The organism is Paraflavitalea pollutisoli (assembly GCF_029360705.1).
Taxonomy (GTDB): domain Bacteria; phylum Bacteroidota; class Bacteroidia; order Chitinophagales; family Chitinophagaceae; genus Paraflavitalea; species Paraflavitalea pollutisoli.
Map to the genome: position 1 here is coordinate 174,041 of NZ_JARKMX010000004.1, position 19,259 is coordinate 193,299.

The following is a 19,259-nucleotide window of genomic DNA, read 5'->3' on the forward strand; positions in this document are numbered from 1 at the left end:
GGGTGCTTATGATCAGTTGCCAGGTTACAATAGCGATACCAGGTAGCGGATCAGGGCGTAAATGCCCAGTGCCAGCATCAGGTAGCCGGGAAACTTCCGGATGCCCTGATTTTCCCGGAATAATGTCATTACCCTACCTGCAAGATAGGCTACGAGCACCAATAACGTAAATACCCCGGCAGAAACCCCGAGCAGAAATCCCTGTAATTGCAGTGGTGTGGAAAGGTCGATCCAATGCTGGCTTTTGAGGTAGGCGATCATGCCGATCCAGTAAGGCATGGCCAGCGGATTGAGCAATCCCAGCATCAGCCCCCGCCGGAAGCCACTGTTTTCCAGTTTAACCGACAGGTTGGTGGGTTTGCCGGCTGCGCGGATGTTGAGGATACCCAGTGTTAGCATCACGACGGCTGCAATGAGGTGAAAGTTTTGTACGATCACCGGCGATGACGTGATGATCTTTTCAAAGGTCACCGCCAGGTACGAATATATGTACTCCATAAGGGCCGCTGCCAGCGCAAAGCGCCAGGCGAGATAAGCCTTGTTGTTGAGTCCCAGTTGTACGGAACTCAGGTTGACAGTGCCAGGAGCGAGGGAGCCGGTAAAGCTGAACGTGAAGGCCAGCAGGAAATTGACGAATGCCACCATATGCCGATCAATGCCCCGCTTCGATTGGTTTACCGGCCTCTTTCCATGCCGTGATCCCCCCTTCGAGGTTCACCACATGGGAAAATCCATTCTTGACCAGCCAGCTGGCTGCTTTATTGCCGCGCACACCGGCCAGACAATAGAGGTATACGGGTTTGCTCTTGTCGAGCTTGGCTACCTGCGACTGGAAATGTTTATCGTCCTGCCAGTTGGCGAGTACGGCGCCTTTGATATGACCTTCCTTGAATTCTTCAGGACGGCGTACATCGACGAGTTGAACATCTTTTGCCTGCAGGCCTTTTTCAAAGGCAGCAGGATCCGCTTCGCTTTTGTTTTGTGCCACCGCGGTGCCGGACACAAACAACAGGATAAATGCCTTGAATAATTGCTTCATGGAACGCGCTCTTTTGGAATGGATTAATTATTTTGGCTCTCGGCTTCAAAGATAAGGTATTGTGACGTTGGGCACCTGGAGGAAGCAGTTAACTTATAGACCGGGGCAGCCTGGCTATAATAATACACACGGCTCTCCGCAAATTTCTATAACCGTTGGCAATACCGGTAGTATTGCCCGTCTGGACCAACCATGAAACGATTATCCATGCTCAGTGCAGTTATGCTGGCGGCACTGGCTTTACCTGCACAACAACGCAAAAAAGACAAGCGACCCAATGTGATCATTATCCTGGCCGATGACCTGGGCTACTCCGACCTCGGCTGCTATGGCGGTGAGATCAATACGCCCAATATCGACTGGTTGGCCGCGAATGGCCTGCGCTTCACTAATTTTTACAATACTTCACGCTGTTGTCCTACGCGCGCTTCGCTGCTGACAGGTCAATACCAGCACAACGCCGGTATCGGGGAAATGACCACCGACCGCCAACGACCCGGGTACAACGGGCGCATTACGGAACATACCGTGACCATCGCCGAAGTATTGCGCCAGTCGGGCTTCCGCACCGCCATGGCGGGTAAATGGCATGTATCGAATACCATCGAGCAGCCAACAGCCCCTGAGCAAATGAAATGGCTCAATCACCAGGCAGTGCATCCCGCCTTTTCGCCGCTGGATCAGTACCCGGTAAACCGCGGTTTTGAAAAACACTTTGGCACCATCTGGGGCGTGATCGATTTTTTCGATCCTTTCAGTCTCGTCAATGGAACGAAACCGGTGGAGCAGGTGCCAGCCAATTATTACCATACCGATGCGCTTAACGACACGGCGGTAGCTTACATCAAAGAATTTGCTAAAGGACAGCAACCTTTTCTATTGTACCTGGCACACAATGCTCCACACTGGCCCTTGCAGGCCTTGCCGGAAGATATTGCGAAATACAAAGACATCTATACAGTGGGTTGGGACAGCATCCGGCAGGCACGCTACAACCGGATGGTGAAGCTGGGGTTGATCCGGCCTGAACAGGCGCCGCTATCGCCCCGTATCAAAAACGACCTGAGCTGGGAAAACAATCCCGACAAAGCCTGGGATGCGCACGCCATGGCGGTACATGCCGCCATGATAGACCGGATGGATCAGGGCATTGGTCGCATCATCGAAACGTTGCGGGTCACTGGCCAGTTGGAGAATACGCTGATCTTCTTCCTGAGTGATAATGGTGCGAGTGCAGAAAACGCTATGCGCTACGGTCCCGGTTTTGACCGTCCGGGCCAGACGCGCACCGGCGAAACCGTCGTCTACCCGGTCAACAAAGAAGTGATGCCCGGTCCGCAAACCACTTTTACTTCTATTGGCGAACGCTGGTCGAATGTGGTGAATACGCCCTATCGTTTCTGGAAAGCAGAATCGTATGAAGGCGGCATCAATACACCCATGGTGGCCTTCTGGCCGAAAGGTATCAAAGCGCCAAAGGGCGGTACGACTTCATACGTGGGTCATGTAATGGATTTTATGGCGACACTGACCGAACTGGCTGGTGCGCAATATCCTACCACCTACAAAGGGCATGCAATCAACCCGCAACAGGGCCAAAGCCTGGTGCCGGCCTTGCGTAATCAAAAGGCGAGACCCCGTGTATTGTACAATGAACATTTTAACGCGAAGTACATCCGCCAGGGCGACTGGAAACTGGTTGCCCCATCCAACGACAGCATCTGGCGCTTATACAACCTGCACGCCGATGCCATGGAGTTGAAGGATCTTTCTGGACAAGAGCCAGCCCGGACGAAAGCCATGCAGGAACAGTGGCTGCAATGGGCGAAAGAGAACCATGTGTTGCCCAAACGGTAAGATTGACTGCTAGCGGATGATTCGTAGCCGGTTGCCAGTGAAGGCGGCTGCCAGCATCAGAAGGCCCAATGACAACTACCAATAAAAATGGCCCGCTCATCCTGTTCTACAGGGGCGGGCCATTGTATGTGTGATGGATTAGTACGCTATTGTTCGAAGTCGATATCGAGGTTGTATTTGAGCAACAATCCGGCCAGATTGCTGTTGGCAAACTTTGTCTTCTTCAATTTATTTCGGTCCGGGTCGATATTATAATGGTGTGCGGTACGGAGATCTGCTTTTTCCAGGTTGGTACCAGAAAACTGCGCATTCTGCAGATCACATTCCTTCAATACGGCTTGCGACAGGTCTGCATCGGTGAAGTCGGCGTCTTTCAGCGAGCAGCGATCAAATGCCGTTTTCTTCAGTTTGGTGCTTTGGAAGATGGCATAGTCCAACTGGCTGCCATTGAATGCAAAGCTGAACATAAAGCGGCTGGCCGAACTGAAATCCAGTCCCATGAGCTTGCAGTTGTTGAAGACCACTTCGCCAAAACCCGTGTCGACGATCTTAGCCATGGTGAAATTGCAGGCTTCGAATTGGCAGTTGCTGAATTCGTTTTTACTAAGGTCGCTCTTGGAGAAATTGCAGTTGATAAATGTACACTTGAAAAACTCACGATCGCGCAAGGTCTTCCCGCTGAAGTCTACGTTCTTGAATTCTTTGTGTTCGTGTAATAGAGGTTCGTCTGCTGCCTGGGCCATGCGCGAAATTACAGAAATTAGTTTTCCAGCGATGAGTGCTTGTCGAAAATTAATGCGATCGGTCGGCGCGGTCGTTTACTTAAACGTTTACACGGCTAGTAGTTTTACGATGTGTATAAAAAAAGTGCTGAAATGGATATTACAAAATAGACACTAACGGATACCAATATTCAAAACCCTTATCTTGTATCGACTTTGCTATTCCTTAACGACAAACCTTGCTTATGAAAAGAATTCAACACGCCTTCTTTTTATTGCTTTCCATTTCCCTTCTCCCCACAACTTCACGAGCACAAAGCTGGCAGCTGGTCTGGCAGGATGAGTTTACCAATGGTATTGGGCCCGATTGGGTCTTCGAAACCGGTACCGGTACCAATGGTTGGGGTAACAATGAATTGCAATACTATCGTACGCAGAATGCTACGGTACAAAACGGGCAGCTGGTGATCACGGCCTTCAATGAAAGTTTTGGTGGCCGTAACTATACCTCGGCCCGCCTCAAAACCCAGGGCCGCAAGTCCTGGAAGTATGGCCGCATCGAAGCACGTATCGCCATGCCTGCTTTCCAGGGTGTATGGCCTGCCTTCTGGATGCTGGGTGATAACATCGGTACCGCAGGCTGGCCGGGCTGTGGCGAGATCGATATCATGGAGCACGTCAACACAGAGGCACGTACCTATGGTACCATCCACTGGGCTGATAATAATAACAATTACGCGCAGTATGGTGGTAATACGGCCGTTGGTGTCACCGCCTTCCATACCTATTCCATCGAATGGACGGCTTCTTCCATCAAGTGGTTTGTAGACGGCGTACAATTCCACGAGGCCAGTATCCTCAACGGGGTCAACGGGACCAATGAGTTTCACAACAATTTCTTCCTCATTCTTAACATGGCGATCGGCGGCAACTGGCCCGGCTCTACGGTCAACAATGGCGCCATGCCTGCCACGATGACGATAGACTATGTACGGGTATACCAGCAAACAAGTGGCCCGTCCAGTGTCACCATCCAGGCGGAGAACTACAGCAATATGCTGGGCGTACAAACGGAGGCCTGTACCGATGCAGGAGGCGGACAAAATGTTGGATACATCGATGCCGGTGACTGGATGGCTTACAACAGCATCAATTTCCCCACCAGTGGCCAGTACCTGGTCGAATATCGTGTAGCCAGCCTGAATGGTGGCACCCTGTCACTGGACCTCAATGCCGGCGCCATTCAACTCGGTAGCCGTACGGTACCTGCTACCGGCGGCTGGCAAAACTGGACAACTGTGTCGCATATTGTCAATGTGAATGCCGGTACCTACAATGTCGGGGTGTTTGCGCAAACTGGTGGTTGGAACCTCAACTGGCTCCGCATCACCAAACAGGGCAGTGCACGCATCGCTTCTGAAACACCTACGGCTGAAATCCGCCGATCGCTCATCGCCAGCCGGGCATTTGAGGTATTCCCGAATCCCGTGGTCAATGAGCTACGGATCAATACCGGGCAAAACCTGACTGGTGGCCTGTTGCGGATCTATGACATCATGGGTCGGCCTGTACTACAAACGTCTATCATCACCAACCGGGTCGATGTGTCCCGGCTGGTACCTGGTACTTATACATTGCTCTATACGAAAGATGGCAAGACCATCACGCGCCGGTTTACCAAGTAAGTGAATTGCAAAGCCTGTATCAACCCTTCGTTGCACGCCTCGCCGTGCGACCTGGCTGTCTTTTCACTAACAAAAATAAATCGATCATGAAAAAATCAACTTTGCTTTTCTTTCTCGCTTTGATCATCGTTAACGTATCCTCGGCCCAGTTCAGGGTGGTGGGGTATATGCCGTCCTGGGCGGGCAGTGTCAACTCCATTCAGTACAGTAAGCTCACGCACATCAATTATGCGTTCCTGCTGCCCACGAGTACGGGAGGCTTACAGGCCATCGAAAATCCGTCCAAGTTGCAAAGCCTGGTTACCCTGGCGCACAACAATGGCAAGAAGGTGTTGATAGCCGTTGGGGGGTGGAACAATGGCAACGACGGCGCTTTTGAAAGCCTGGCAGCCAACGCCGGTTACCGCAATGCCTTTGTGACGAATATGATCAATTTCGTGAACCAGTACAACCTCGATGGCATCGACATCGACTGGGAATACCCCGATGCAGGTGCTTCTGCCAACAACTATGCGACGTTGATGCAGCAGTTATCTACAGAAATGCACAATCGTGGTAAACTACTCACTGCCGCTGTAGTTGCCATCAATGGAGGCAGTATCCTGAGCAGCGTATTCAATATGGTCGACTTCCTCAACCTGATGGCTTATGATGCGAACAGTTACGACCACTCTACGTACAGTTATGCGCAGCAAAGTATCAATTACTGGAAGGGGCGGGGATTACCCGCTTCGAAAGTGGTATTGGGAGTGCCCTTTTATGGCCGGCCCACCTGGGAGTCGTTTGCAGCCCTGGTGGCGCGCGGCGCCAGTCCCAATGCAGATATTTTCAGTGGGGTGGGTTACAATGGTATCCCTACCATCAAGAGCAAAACCAACCTGGCCTTCGATCAGGGTAATGGTATCATGATCTGGGAGCTGTCGCAGGATGCCACTGGCGGTAATTCCCTGCTGTCGGCGATCCATGAAGTGGTATTACAACGTACGGGTAGCGGTGGAAGCTCGATCACGATACAAGCAGAGAGTTACAATTCCATGTCGGGCGTACAGGTGGAAACCTGTACAGATGCGGGTGGCGGACAGAATGTAGGCTATATCGATGCTACTGATTGGATGGCTTTTTACAACATCAATTTCCCGGTGACTGGTTCGTATAAAGTAGAATACCGGGTAGCGAGTTTGAGTGGCGGCGGCACCCTGTCGCTCGACCTCAATGCGGGTAGTATTCAACTGGGGGCTTTGGCTGTTCCATCCACCGGTGGCTGGCAAAACTGGACCACCATTACGCACAATGTAACCGTCAATGCCGGCACCTACAATGTAGGGGTGTATGCGCAGGCGGGTGGCTGGAACCTGAACTGGATAAAGATTACCAGGCCATCCGGCGCCCGGCAGGTGACCACCACCACCGAGGCACCAGCAACGCGGCAAGCAGAGCGGTTGCAACGCACGGGCAATTGGGTGTTGTATCCCAATCCGGCTAAACACCGCTTGAATATCCTGGCAGGCGAAGACCTGGCAGGCGGTATCATCCGGGTCATGGACCTCGCGGGTCGTCAGGTGATTGCTGCCAGGGCGGCCACTTATCAGTTAGACATCTCGAAGCTGGCGCCGGGTGTGTACACATTGGTGTTTATTGGCAAGGATAGATCCGTCACGAAGCAGTTTGTGAAAGAATAAGAGGAGGCAATAAGTCAAAGAGGCACAAAGGCAACGTAGGGCTGAAGACATTGGTACGAATGAAAGTGGAGCCAGGCGTGCTCAAAGTGCTTCTGGAGGTCGACAGGCCCGCCGGCAACGAACCTGTTCATTTTTTAATTAAACCATATCATCATGAAGCGATCATTCCTCTTATTGTCCTGTTTGATGCTGGCGGGCCTGGTCATGGCCCAAACTCCTCCTGCCACCTGGCAGGAACATTGGTTCGAACACAACCAACTGCTCAACCGTAAATTCTATGACAACGATGTGGCTGTGTATTACGACAACGATGTGAGCAATAGCGTAACCTGGCCTAATGCGTTTGCAGGTGATGTGTGGCGCTATACCAAATCGGTGTATGGCAGCTTCGGCACCGATCCACACCTGTTTGCCATCTTTCACACCAATAAGTACAGCGGCGGACATCCGTCTACGTATTTCGATGCCAGTCACGACAACCGCAATGTGATCGATGTTGGTCCAGGCCCCTGGACCAGCGGTGCCGGGAACGACCTTGATATCGTCACCCATGAAGTAGCGCATATCGTGGAAGGGGCCAGCAAGGGCGTCAAGAACTCGCCTGCCTTTGGCATCTGGGGCGATAGCAAGTGGGCAGAGATCTTTATCTATGATGTGTATCGCGGGTTGGGCCGCACCAGCGATGTAACGCGCTGGTACAACCTGATGATCAACGGTACGTCCAGCTTTCCGCGGGCCAATACCTATTGGTTTCGCGACTGGTTCTATCCCATCTACAGTGCCTATGGAGGTACACAAACGCTGAACCGGTATTTCACGCTGCTGGCACAATATTTCCCAAAAAGCGGCAGCCAATACAGCCGGGGTATGAACTGGGGCGAGTTTGTGCATTTCTGGAGTGGCGCTGCCGGGGTAAACCTGAAGCCGCTGGCCACAACAGCCTTCGGTTGGCCGGCCAGTTACGAAACGCAGTTCAACCAGGCACGCATCGATTTTCCGTTTACCTATCCCGACGGTGCGGTTACCGTGTACAAGAATTGTTCGTATGGTGGTTATGCTATCCCCTTGCTGCCGGGCAGTTATACGCTGGCACAGTTGCAGGCCAAGGGCATTCTGAACGATGATATTTCGTCGGTGCGGGTGCGCAGCGGTTACAAAGTAACACTCTACCAGAACGATAATTTTGGTGGCACTTCGCTGGTGAAAACGGCCGATGACGATTGCCTGGTGAACGATGGCTGGAATGATGTGGCGTCGTCACTCATCGTAGCCAATACCGTGACCGTATTGTCGGAAACACCTGCGACGGTAGCTACCCAAATTATCGAAGAGGCTGCTACTACCCGAAAAGGATTCGATATCTATCCCAATCCCGTGGGTAATGTATTGAACCTGTCAACCGGTGAAGATCTCAGCGGTTCGATGATCCGTGTCTTCGATATTGGCGGCAGGCAGGTGTTGCAGGGTAAGGTAACTGCCAACCGGATCGATGTATCGGCCCTCTCCAAAGGCACTTATATGCTGGTGTTGACGAGTGGTGGCAAATCGGTCACGAAGAGATTTGTAAAATAATGTTTAGGGGTTAAGAGCGGTGGGCGGTCTGCTGACCAGGCATGCGCGTTTGTTGACGCCGGTCTGGTAGCAGGACTACCTGCTGCTTTTTTGTGGATGCTAGAACTTGATTTGTGCGGTGAGGCCGGTGAATAAAATGTCTTTGCCGGGACCTACTTCCTTGAGGTAGGCGCCGCTGTTGAACCAGGTAAACTCTGCCCGGAAATACAGGAAAGGATTGGGCGCGTATACAAATTCGGTGGCCAATTGATTGCCGATATGCTTGCTGTCGGTGTCTTTGCCCGAATAGAGGAGGGCAACATTGGGACCATAGATCCCATCGTGACGGCTGTATCGCCAGAAGAGATCGTAGTCGATATTCCAGGCGAGCAGGCGGCTGAGTGACAATGTTACGGAAGGATGTATGTCGAAGAGGTTGACGGGGCCAATGATGGCTGCCTGTCCGAAGTAGGCACCCCGGGGATAGAGCGGATTGAAGGTATTCAGTTTTCCATCATCATATTGTTTGTCTCCACTGATCAATTCGGTCTTGAGCCCCAGCTCCGGTTTAAGACGTGCTTGTTTGAACTGGTAGCTGGTATACAACGAGGCCGTCCAGGCAGCAATGGGGGCATCGTTCCAACGCCCTGTTTGGTAAAGCCCTTCTACATCATAGCGCCAGCCTCCATATTGTGCCCAGCTATGTACACCAAAGGAATGCCTGTTCTCTTTGCCGGCGCCATCGTCGAAAACAGCCCGGTCGCGCCAGGAACCTAAATAGTATAGATCAATGTTTTGCAACAGGGGTAGCTTATTGCGCGTGAAGTAGACGCCATAGACCTTAGCATGATCATTGAAACCATCGTTGAAGATGCCTTTTTTAGCTGCCACATAGTGACCGTATAACAGGTCCAGGCGATACTTGCCAGTGGTATAGATGGCGCGGGCTGCGTCAAAAGACTGGCGGTTATTGGGACCATCGCGTACGGCCAGTATGCGTTGGATGCCATAGAGCAACTCCTGACGGCCGACTCTCAAGGTAAGGGTCGATTTTTTATGTTCCAGTAATTTTACATCCACAAAAGCCTGGTGTACTTCCAATGGGTTTTCTTCTACAGGACTGGTCGAGGGTTTCCCGTTGACGAGACTGCTTTGCAGTTGTACAAAAGCTCGCAGAGAGCGGCCGGCATGGAGGTCGGTATGGAAGAGATAGCGGGCGAGTACATAGCCGTCTTTATCGCGGGGTTCTTCCCCCCAATTCTCATTCGTATACCTGAAGTATTGAAACCGGGCTTCTCCACCAAAGCTGATGTAACTGCCGCCCTTTTTGCTCAATGAGCTGTATTTCATGCGCTCGTACCAGGTGGTGTTGGTATCGCTGTGCCATTGGGAATAGTCTTCCTCATAGCGCAGGGGCCTGAAGGCGGGAGTGGATTGGCCCAGGGCAGTGAGTGAGCAGCAGCAGATCAGCAGGTACAGCACAAGTTTCATAGCCTACAAAGCTAGGCCAGTCGGTTATCGGGGGCAATTGCCATATACAGGGTAGAGTTGTACAATCTATCGGCTGGTGGGCTGTTGCGCCAGTTTCAAGGCGGCTTGCATCACGGCATCCTCTCCGTTTATGAGTTGTTTGATCGTAGCCGCTACCGGATAGGTGGGTGATAAACCCTGACCTTGTTGCCGCTGATCAGTGATCCGGTAATTGGTGGTGGAAATATAGGCTTGCAGTTGGGTGTGGGGTAATACGATGCCTGTGGCATTGCCGCTGATCTCCACCGGGTTTCCACCGGTTTCTTCACCGATGAAAACGGCCCGGTTGATTTGCTGCAGGTAGCTGCAAACAATGGCCGTATTGGAAAAGCTGCCGCCATTGATCAGTACGAACAGCTGGCCGGTAAACCGGTTGGGCGTGGGCTGCAGGTTGCGGTGTTCTGCGCTTCCTGGCAGGTAGCTGACCGGCCGGTCGATGAGATAGCGCAATAAATGCCTGCCGGGTTCAAAATCACCGCCCTGGTTGTTGCGCAGGTCGAGTATCAGTTGTTGCTTCCCCGCTTGTTGCAGTAAGGTAAAAATAGAATCGATCATGGTATTTACGTCCCGCTGGTGTATGGCCTGCAAGGCAGCCGAGTCGAAAGTCGTAATGGCAAGAATGGCAGTAGACGGTTGGGGTGATTCGGCTACTACGATACCTTGTCGTGTTACGGTGGCCTGGTAACGATCAATATGGAGCTGATGGATGCTATCGCGTGACAAGGCATTGACCAGACAGGAATCTGGCTTGCCTTTTGCGTTGGTGAACCTGAGGTTGAACGTTGTCGGTTGGCCGTAGCAATAACTATAGTAAGCTGAAAAATATTTGTTGACGATCCACCGGGGATAGGTTTCATTGTAGCCGTCGCGTATCTGGCGATTGATCAATTGTTTTAGTACGCGGGCGGCGGGATCACCATTGATGGTCAGAAGCTCATCGCCGGCATGGATGATAGTATCGGTGGAGCCATTCTGCAATACATACAACCGGCCACCGACGCTGGTCACGGTAAAAGGAAAGAACCGGCCGGTTTGACGATTATAGGATAGGGTGGCTGTATCCGGCAACAGCTGGGTGTGCCCATCGGCGATCTTCGGATTGATGAGCGAAAGCCGACTGAGGAAGGCCTCGCTCGTCATGGGTTCACGGATGCTGCGGGCAAGCCGGTCGAAGGTGCGATCGAGTACGAGACGATGCGTATAACGATCGGTGGCGGGGTGGAGGCTGTCGAACTGGTGCTGGAAATACCGCAGGTCGCTGACGAGTTCCTCCACCGGATAACGACGTGCAGGATCGTAGGCAGGCTCCTGCGCGCGGAGCCGGGGTGTAGTCACCAGCATAAAAGTGATCAACAACAGCGATCGGACAAGATGTTTCATGCTGGTACAAGCTACAAATATTTTCTGTTTATTAAGCGTATACATGATGGACCATTCAAGGAAAACAATCTGTATTATTGTGCCTCAAATCTATTTGCCGCTATGCGTATGCTGTCTGCCTCGCTGATGATCGTACTGGTTATTGCCTGTAGTGTTGCTAAACCTGGTGCTGGTGGTTCGAAAGACGAACTCATCGTGATGAGTTATAATATCCACCATGCCAACCCACCTTCCAAACCGGGACTGATCGATATCGATGCCATCGCGGCAGTGATCAATAAACACCAACCAGATATTGTGGCCCTGCAGGAAGTGGACGTGAATACCGGCCGCTCGAAGATGAATGAGGCAGTTGTGCTGGCGGAGAAAACCAAAATGAACTTCTATTTTGCCAAGGCCATCGATCATGACGGGGGCGACTATGGGGTGGCGATCCTGTCGCGCCTGCCATTGCAGGGTGGTACAACGCATAAGCTGCCCACCCTGGCAGGAACCGGAGGAGAACCCCGTGTACTCGCCACGGCCTTTATTGAACGGAATGGCAAAAAGATCGTTATAGCCTGCACCCACCTCGATGCACAACGCAGCGATACCAACAGAGTGTTGCAGGTGAATGCCATCCATGAATTGCTTAAGGCAGAAACTAATCCCGTCGTGATTGCCGGCGACCTCAATGCTACGGCTGGTGGTCTGGTGATCAATACCTTTGACCAGCAGTTTACCCGCACCTGTGTGCAGAATTGTGGTTTTACTATCCCGCAGGTAAATCCCAACAAAACGATCGACTTTATCGGTTTCAAACCGGCGACAGCGTTTACGGTCCTTTCGCACGCAGTGATCGATGAGCCCTATGCGTCGGACCATTTGCCGGTAGTTGCGAAGTTGAAGGTGCGATGATACCAGGCAGGCATCGACGCAATGCCGGTATTTCCAGGGCTACGACAGAGGAAAAGCAGGAAGGGCAGGGCTGCAGACGAGTGGAGCTCGGCCAGGACTGGATTGCGGGCGGACAGTGGTCGTATCGAAAGCGGACAGTCCTGTTTTCTTATCCTGCTATAAGGGATTGAGGCAGAAGGGGGTGGAGTTTGGCATTTTTATGGTTTCGGTAAACTAGCCAAAACACTATCGCCCATGCTTCGTAACTACTTTAAGGTTGCCCTGCGCAACCTCTTCAAGAACCGTTCTTCTTCTATTATCAATATCAGTGGCCTGGCCGCCGGCATGACGGTCGCCATCCTGATCGGCCTCTGGATCTTTGATGAACTCTCCTTCAACAAGTCATTCCCCAATCATGACCGACTGGCCAAGGTTTGGCAGTTTGTCGAATTCTCGAAGGGTGAAAAGATTCCTTATGATGTGTCGCCGATATTGGTGGCCGACGAGTTGCGCAACAAATACCCCGACTTCGAGGCGGTGAGTGTCGTGTCGCAAATGCAGGAGATGGTGGTCGCCAATGGTGAGGACCGGTTTAACAAGAAGGGGTTTTACGTGGAGCCAGCATTTGCCGATATGTTCTCCCTGACTATGCTGGCAGGTAGCCGGCATGCCTTACGGGATATGAATTCCGTATTGCTGTCACGATCTTCGGCGGAGAGTATATTTGGACGTGTTGAGGCTGTGGGGAAGGTCGTTAGTCTCAATAACCAACTGCCGGTGAAGGTGGCAGGGGTCTACGAAGATTTTCCTGCCAATACGCAGTTTGCCGGGGTGCAGATGCTGGCGCCCTGGGCGCTGTACCTGGCAAATGATACTTACGCCAGGAAGGCTGCGCCGGATTGGGACGAGAACAGTTTCCAGGTCTTTGCACAGTTGAAGCCGGGCGTAGATGTCGATGCTGTATCGGCCAAGATCCGCGATATGCGGATGAAGCGGGATGATCCGCCAGCCTATAAGCCTGCCTACTTCCTGCATCCGATGGATAAATGGCATCTGTATTCTTCCTTTAGTAATGGGGTCAACGACGGCGGGGCAATACGGTTTGTGTGGCTCTTCGGCATGATCGGTGTGTTTGTGTTGCTGCTGGCCTGCATCAACTTTATGAACCTGAGTACCGCGCGTTCGGAAAAGCGGGCGCGGGAAGTGGGCATCCGCAAAGCGATCGGTTCGGGCCGGCGTCAATTGATCGGGCAATTTCTGAGCGAGTCTTTTATGGTGGTCTTGGTGGCGATGCTGCTGTCGGTGATCCTGGTGCAGGTGTCTTTGCCTTTCTTCAATGAAGTATCCGGGAAACCCTTACGCATATTATGGCAACAACCTCTCTTCTGGGCACTACTGCTGGCCTTTGCTGTGATCACGGGGCTGGTGGCAGGTAGTTATCCGGCCTTTTACCTGTCGTCGTTCCGTCCGGTGAAGGTTTTGAAGGGGGTATTCAAAGCGGGCCCCCTGGCGGCTTTGCCACGGAAGGTGCTGGTCACTTTTCAGTTTGCTGTATCTGTGTTATTGATCATCGGTACGGTGGTGGTGTTCCGCCAGCTGGAACATGCACGTAACCGGCCGGTTGGGTATGATCGTGGTGGCTTGTTTGAGGTAAGCATCAATACGACCGATCTTCGGCGTAACCTGGGGCCGCTACGGACCGATCTGCTGGCTTCGGGGGCGGTGGCTGATATGTCGGGTGCTTCCTGCACCATTACGGGGCAGGATGGAGGCACGACCGATTTCTCCTGGGAAGGTAAAAAGCCTGGCAATACACCGCTGGTGATGAGCAATAATGTGACCTACGATTTTGGTAAGACGATCGGCTGGGAGTTGGTGCAGGGCAGGGATTTTTCGCGGGCGTATGTGAGTGATTCAGTCGCCATAATTTTGAATGAGGCGGCGGTAGCGCTGACCGGGTACCGGCAGCCAATAGGGGCGTTGGTGAAGACTGGGGGGCGGCAATACCAGATTGTAGGGGTGGTAAAGAACATCATCCGGGAATCACCTTTTTCGCCTGTAAAACCTACCTTCTTCCGGTTGGGCAAGGGGCTGTCGGTATTGAATGTGCGGCTGAGCCCTTCGATGGGGGTGAGCGATGCCATGACACGGATAACGCAGGTATTCAAGCAATATGATCCAGGGGTTCCGTTTCAACCGAATTTTGTGGATGAACGTTTCCAGGAGAAGTTTGGTGATGAAGTGCGTATTGGTAAGCTGGCTTCGTGTTTTGCAGTGCTGGCGATCTTTATATCCTGCCTGGGTTTGTTTGGCCTGGCTTCATTCGTAGCGGAAAAACGCACGAAGGAGATAGGTGTCAGGAAGGTATTGGGGGCTTCGGTATTCCAGGTATGGCGGTTGTTGTCGAAAGAGTTTGTCGTGCTGGTGTTGCTTTCGCTGGTGATCGCGATGCCGGTGGCGGGCTACCTGATGCAGGATTGGTTGCAGAACTATGAATACCGGACGTCGTTGCCATGGTGGATCTTTGGGGCTACGGGAGTGGCGGCGCTGCTGATCACGATCCTGACGGTGAGCTTCCAGGCGATCAAAGCGGCGTTGATGAACCCCGTGAAGAGTTTGCGTTCCGAATAAAGAATAGCTGTAATGGATGTTGCTGTGAGCGCCTCCAGGAGGCGCTTTTTTTGTGATGTACCATCTGCCCGTGAAAATACCATAACAACTTAATAACGAATAGTTCCGATCCAAAACCATAATTTGGGTCTGCATGAAAAAACCGATCTTTATTACCCTGATCATTGCGGGATCATTTTTCGGTGGTTTCGCATTCAAGACTATCATCACCAACACAAAACCCACTACGATGAAAAGAGTAACCGGCATCGGCGGCATCTTCTTCAAAAGCAAGGACCCAAAAGCTTCGATGGAATGGTATCAAAAACACCTTGGACTGAACACGAACCCGTATGGTGCCACCTTCGAGTGGTATGAAGGCGAAGACAGTACGAAGAAGGGGCAGACGCAATGGACGCCGTTTCCGGAGTCGACCAAATACTTTGAGCCTTCTGGCAAGGATTTCATGATCAACTACCGCGTAGAGAACCTGGAAGCTCTGGTGGAGGAATTGAAGAAAGAAGGGGTGACGATCGTGGATGCTATCGAATCATACGATTACGGCAAATTTGTGCATATCCTGGATGGAGAGGGAAATAAGATCCAGTTGTGGGAGCCGAAGGATTAGGCGACCAGTCAATGTGGTACTTGGAAAGCGCAGGCCCATTTACTGCTTAGACGACGCCCGAAATAGCTGAAGTAGCACGATTAATTATTTAAAGGATGTAATTGCGACAGGGTTGACCTCATGTTGCCCTGAGCAATTACGTATTGGCCAGCAGGTCAAAATATTCATCGTCCTCGTTCTTGCCGCCATAACCTTTACCGATGGTTTGATGTGTTTCAACAAACTCGATACGCTCTATCCATTTTACCATTTTGTAACCCAGCTGATTTTCGACCCTTAACCGGAGCGGCGCTCCGTAGGTAGCGGTTAGTGGTGCGTAATTCATTTCCCAGGCCAGGATCGAAGACGGTTTCCTGCAATTTTCGAGGGTATGGGTATCATAGTAAACGCCGCCATAAAGGCCTTCTCCAAATGAGTAAAAGACTACGGTCGTTACTGTCGGGCCCGGCTTTACGATATCGATCAATGCCTGCAGGGGCAGGCCGCCCCATTCCGCAATGCCCGACCATCCCTGGATGCAATGATGCATGGTGATCTGTTGTTCTTTGCCAAGAGATTTCAATGCTTCTAACGAAAGGGCTACCGGATTCTCCACCAATCCGCCTACTTTCAATGTGAAATCCTTGAAATCATTTGCAGCCAATTGGCGCCATGCGGCCGAGTCGGGTACTTTGCCATTGGGCCAGAAATAGGGGGATATGTCTTTTTGGGTATAATATCTTTTGGGTTTGAATTTATTGATGGTCCATTTCCACAGCGATCCATTGACAGCGGCTTCCGCCTTTTGCAACAAACGGGGCTTCCGCCAGGAGATCCAATGTGCTACTATGCCAAAGGCAATCGTCAGCAATACTATGGCGATGCCGATCCAAAGACCTGAACGATCGGTGGGGTCATCAGTACCCATTACGATATGGTTCATGTTGCGGGCAAGGCCGGTAAAGGCCACCATGCCGACATGCACAACGGCAAATATTACATACCCGATCATGACTAGGAAATGCACGGAACGGGCGCCCTGACGATTGCCAAACAGTTTGGGTATCCAGTGAAACCTGTTTTCGATGGCTGGCGACATGGCCATACCGCTTACCATGGCCACGGGCGCAAACAGGAACACGACTGCAAAATAGGCCAGTTGCTGCAGCGCATTGTATTGATAATATCCATTCGGCTCGATGGGCATATTGAAGGTAGCATAATGGACAAATATGTTCCAGGCATCGGGAATCACTTGCCAGGATGCGGGCACCAGGCGCTGCCAGTGATCGGTTATAAACAGCAAGGTGATGAAGATGGCGCCATTCAACAGAAAGAACGGCACTTGCAGGAAATGCCAGCTACGCGCAATGCCTACTGTATGACGGTAGCCAGGCAGACCCAGCACAGGGCTGATGTACCAGGCATCTTCCTTGGCTGTCCATACCTTGTCATCGGGAACTTTGACGGGTGTGAACCTGATCCATTCCGAATGTGGCGTACAGCCATTGTTCCAGTACAGGCGTGGATGATCGGCCAGGATCGAAAGGCCACTTCTGATAATGATAACGAGGAAGAAGAAATTGGCCCAATGAGCGAAACGTGCCCACCCAGGAAATCCGGGCGTAGCGGTACTGCCGGCCGGCGATAAGGTGGCAGCAGGATCGGGGGGTAGGCCCCAGCAGAGGTATTGGACCCAGGCGGTACCCAGAGTAACCAGCAGTAGTGCTGCGAGAACATACCAAATCGGCCGTTTGAGTCCGATATAAACACGTCTGTCGTCTGGATAATGGACCTTTCTTTCCGAAGGGGTAAAACTTGTAAACATAGTCGCCATTCATTTCTATTAGCGTACGGATCGAGCTCCCTGGTTTAGCACTGTTCAGGGGGATGTATTACCTGCTCTAATAAACAGTCCTTGCCCGTAAGTTACTAATTCTGCGGGTAATCGCTCAATCCCTTGTCGCTGGCGGTAGCCAGGTCGTTGGCGACGTAGTTGTAAGAATGGATCCTTATTTTACTTTCTCGATGTCGCTGGGCTTCCAGGTCTTGTCAAAAAAAGTTTTGGTAGGCCCATACAGGCGTAGTAACACAAAGAAGCCTTTGCCAGGAATGGTTTTGAGCCAGCTCTTGCCCGTGCCCGGATCATCTTTACCAATATACAGGTCGATAGAGCCATCTGCATTCGCAGCAGGCTTGTCCATCGTGTTGATGGAAGGGAACGCCTGTCCATTATCCAGGCCCACACCGGTGACCGGGTCGTACAAAGTAACCGACCAGAACATCGCAGCCGGTATATTGGCAGGTAGGTTTAATTTGTAGTTATTGTCGCCCGAAAGGAATGCCCCATCGGCGTCTACAAATGCAGCGGGATATTTGGCGCCGACGTTTTCCATCATAACGGCCATGGCAGGACTGGCCGAATAGGCAAAGGTGAAGAAACCGGTACGTGGATCGATGTAATTGAAGTCAGTGGCCGTAAAAGTAGGATTGCCCGGAAATACATTGAGCCACCGGCGATCATCGTACCACTTGCCATTTTGTACAATGGTCTGTGGTTCATAGGCAATGGCGTGTCCGATGTTGAAAGCTGTTTTGGCCGCTTTGTCGAGCAGGTCCTGGGCACGGGCGTCCGGGTTGAAAGGCTTGCCTTTCTCTATGCCGATCGCCGCCACCATACCCCGCATTTCCATATCGACGGGGTCGGCGTATTCTTCACTGATTATCCGGCTCAGCATGTCATACGCTTTTCCGTCTTCCGGATACAGCATGTTGAGTGGTATATTCGATCCATTGGGAAACTGCATCGGTTTGGCGGATGCTTCTTTGCCCAGCGGATATATTTTAACCTGCTCCATCACTTTTACTGGCTCTTCCAGCTGCTTCGGATCTTTGAAGAAACCACGCAGGAAAACAAATACGTTGTACGTGCGTGACCGGTAGGCAAAATACCCTGCCGGCACAGTACCGGTGTAATCTGGTGGTAATAAAAGATATTTGGCCCCCTTCCCTTTATCGGGTCCGGGTAAGCCGATATCACCCGCCCATTTGCGGCCATCAATAGCTGCTTCCGATACCAGGGGGCGCTGGAAGAAGTCATCCAGTATGCCCTGCATGCCCGGCGGTACATCGATGACCAGCAGTCCATCCTGTTGCAGGTTTACATAACCCATGCCATAGATGACATCTGAGTTGGGCGTGGTGACCAGCGTTTTGGCGTTGAGCCGTTCTTTCCAGATAGGCATGATGTTGTACCCTGCTCCAAATTGTTTTTCGGACGCCAATTTCATTGAATAAATATTTAGGGCTGGCAAGGCCCAGATATAGCTTTGAACGGCCCGCTGGAAGAATAATTCGTCTTTCAGTTTTTCGATGTCTTCTTTACCCGGATAACCTTTAATAAAAGCTACATTGGCCAACTGGCTATAATGATCTGCCCCGTGGCTATCCCCGGCGGGGGCTGTTATTGCACTCTTTTGATCGTTTTGCCCGCAGCTGGCGAGCAGGCAAAAGGCTATGGCAATAGAACCCAATCTGTTCATGGTAAAAATGCGTTTTAGAACAATGTTGTTTGCTTACAGGAGCGCCGTTTTTACCAAGACACTTGTGGAGAACTGATTCCGCCAAGTAGCAGACGACGTCCGTTGTACCACCGGACGGATTTTACTGTAACCTGATTTCATCGAGCGACAAAGCGGGCCGTCTGTCCATAACCGAACAGGT

14 protein-coding genes are annotated in these 19,259 nt (G+C 51.8%); 7 read left to right on the forward strand and 7 right to left on the reverse strand.

The features are described 5' to 3' along the window. Positions 1-24 precede the first annotated feature (24 nt). Together P2W70_RS10575 and P2W70_RS10580 are read right to left on the reverse strand one after the other, a co-directional pair. Positions 25-645, reverse strand: coding sequence for a LysE family translocator (locus P2W70_RS10575; protein WP_276481421.1), 621 nt, complete (start codon positions 643-645; stop codon positions 25-27). A 7-nt stretch (positions 646-652) separates the two neighbouring features. Then, a complete protein-coding gene (locus P2W70_RS10580) occupies positions 653-1,039 on the reverse strand; it encodes a rhodanese-like domain-containing protein (protein WP_276481422.1) in 387 nt (128 codons plus the stop codon). 207 nt (positions 1,040-1,246) lie between these two features. Here P2W70_RS10580 and P2W70_RS10585 point away from each other — a divergent pair, with 207 nt between their 5' ends. Continuing rightward, the gene (locus P2W70_RS10585) at positions 1,247-2,896 is read left to right on the forward strand and encodes an arylsulfatase (protein WP_276481423.1); all 1,650 of its coding nucleotides are present in this window, start codon (positions 1,247-1,249) and stop codon (positions 2,894-2,896) included. 146 nt (positions 2,897-3,042) lie between these two features. Here the strand turns inward: P2W70_RS10585 and P2W70_RS10590 are convergent, their stop codons facing one another. Further along, complete coding sequence (locus P2W70_RS10590) at positions 3,043-3,639, reverse strand: pentapeptide repeat-containing protein (protein ID WP_276481424.1); 597 nt, start codon at positions 3,637-3,639, stop codon at positions 3,043-3,045. A 224-nt stretch (positions 3,640-3,863) separates the two neighbouring features. Between P2W70_RS10590 and P2W70_RS10595 the strand changes: the two genes are divergently transcribed. The 3 genes from P2W70_RS10595 to P2W70_RS10605 all read left to right on the forward strand — a co-directional run bounded on the left by P2W70_RS10595 (position 3,864) and on the right by P2W70_RS10605 (position 8,554). Further along, complete coding sequence (locus P2W70_RS10595) at positions 3,864-5,303, forward strand: carbohydrate-binding protein (protein WP_276481425.1); 1,440 nt, start codon at positions 3,864-3,866, stop codon at positions 5,301-5,303. Positions 5,304-5,389: 86 nt separating this feature from the next. After that, positions 5,390-6,982, forward strand: a complete 1,593-nt coding sequence (locus P2W70_RS10600) for a glycosyl hydrolase family 18 protein (RefSeq protein ID WP_276481426.1) — start codon at positions 5,390-5,392, stop codon at positions 6,980-6,982. Positions 6,983-7,135: 153 nt separating this feature from the next. Further along, positions 7,136-8,554 carry a T9SS type A sorting domain-containing protein gene (locus P2W70_RS10605; protein WP_276481427.1) on the forward strand — a complete coding sequence of 473 codons (1,419 nt, stop codon included), beginning with the start codon at positions 7,136-7,138 and terminating at the stop codon, positions 8,552-8,554. A gap of 99 nt (positions 8,555-8,653) precedes the next feature. Here P2W70_RS10605 and P2W70_RS10610 read toward each other — a convergent pair whose 3' ends face one another. Continuing rightward, positions 8,654-10,024 carry an alginate export family protein gene (locus P2W70_RS10610; protein WP_276481428.1) on the reverse strand — a complete coding sequence of 457 codons (1,371 nt, stop codon included), beginning with the start codon at positions 10,022-10,024 and terminating at the stop codon, positions 8,654-8,656. Between the two features lie 66 nt (positions 10,025-10,090). Next, positions 10,091-11,443 (reverse strand): S41 family peptidase, encoded by a 1,353-nt coding sequence (locus P2W70_RS10615; RefSeq protein WP_276481429.1) that lies wholly within the window; start codon positions 11,441-11,443, stop codon positions 10,091-10,093. Between the two features lie 102 nt (positions 11,444-11,545). On the opposite strand from P2W70_RS10615, the gene P2W70_RS10620 reads away from it, so the two are divergent. The 3 genes from P2W70_RS10620 to P2W70_RS10630 all read left to right on the forward strand — a co-directional run bounded on the left by P2W70_RS10620 (position 11,546) and on the right by P2W70_RS10630 (position 15,557). Further along, entirely contained in the window at positions 11,546-12,340 is a 795-nt protein-coding gene (locus P2W70_RS10620; protein WP_276481430.1) for an endonuclease/exonuclease/phosphatase family protein, read from the forward strand. A gap of 234 nt (positions 12,341-12,574) precedes the next feature. Beyond that, positions 12,575-14,950 carry an ABC transporter permease gene (locus tag P2W70_RS10625; RefSeq protein ID WP_276481431.1) on the forward strand — a complete coding sequence of 792 codons (2,376 nt, stop codon included), beginning with the start codon at positions 12,575-12,577 and terminating at the stop codon, positions 14,948-14,950. Positions 14,951-15,083: 133 nt separating this feature from the next. Beyond that, a complete protein-coding gene (locus P2W70_RS10630; protein ID WP_276481432.1) occupies positions 15,084-15,557 on the forward strand; it encodes a VOC family protein in 474 nt (157 codons plus the stop codon). A gap of 136 nt (positions 15,558-15,693) precedes the next feature. Here the strand turns inward: P2W70_RS10630 and P2W70_RS10635 are convergent, their stop codons facing one another. Together P2W70_RS10635 and P2W70_RS10640 are read right to left on the reverse strand one after the other, a co-directional pair. Continuing rightward, positions 15,694-17,364: a molybdopterin-dependent oxidoreductase gene (locus P2W70_RS10635; protein ID WP_276481433.1), complete on the reverse strand. Its 1,671-nt coding sequence runs from the start codon at positions 17,362-17,364 to the stop codon at positions 15,694-15,696. Positions 17,365-17,548: 184 nt separating this feature from the next. Next, positions 17,549-19,078 (reverse strand): DUF1254 domain-containing protein, encoded by a 1,530-nt coding sequence (locus tag P2W70_RS10640; RefSeq protein WP_276481434.1) that lies wholly within the window; start codon positions 19,076-19,078, stop codon positions 17,549-17,551. Positions 19,079-19,259 lie beyond the last annotated feature (181 nt).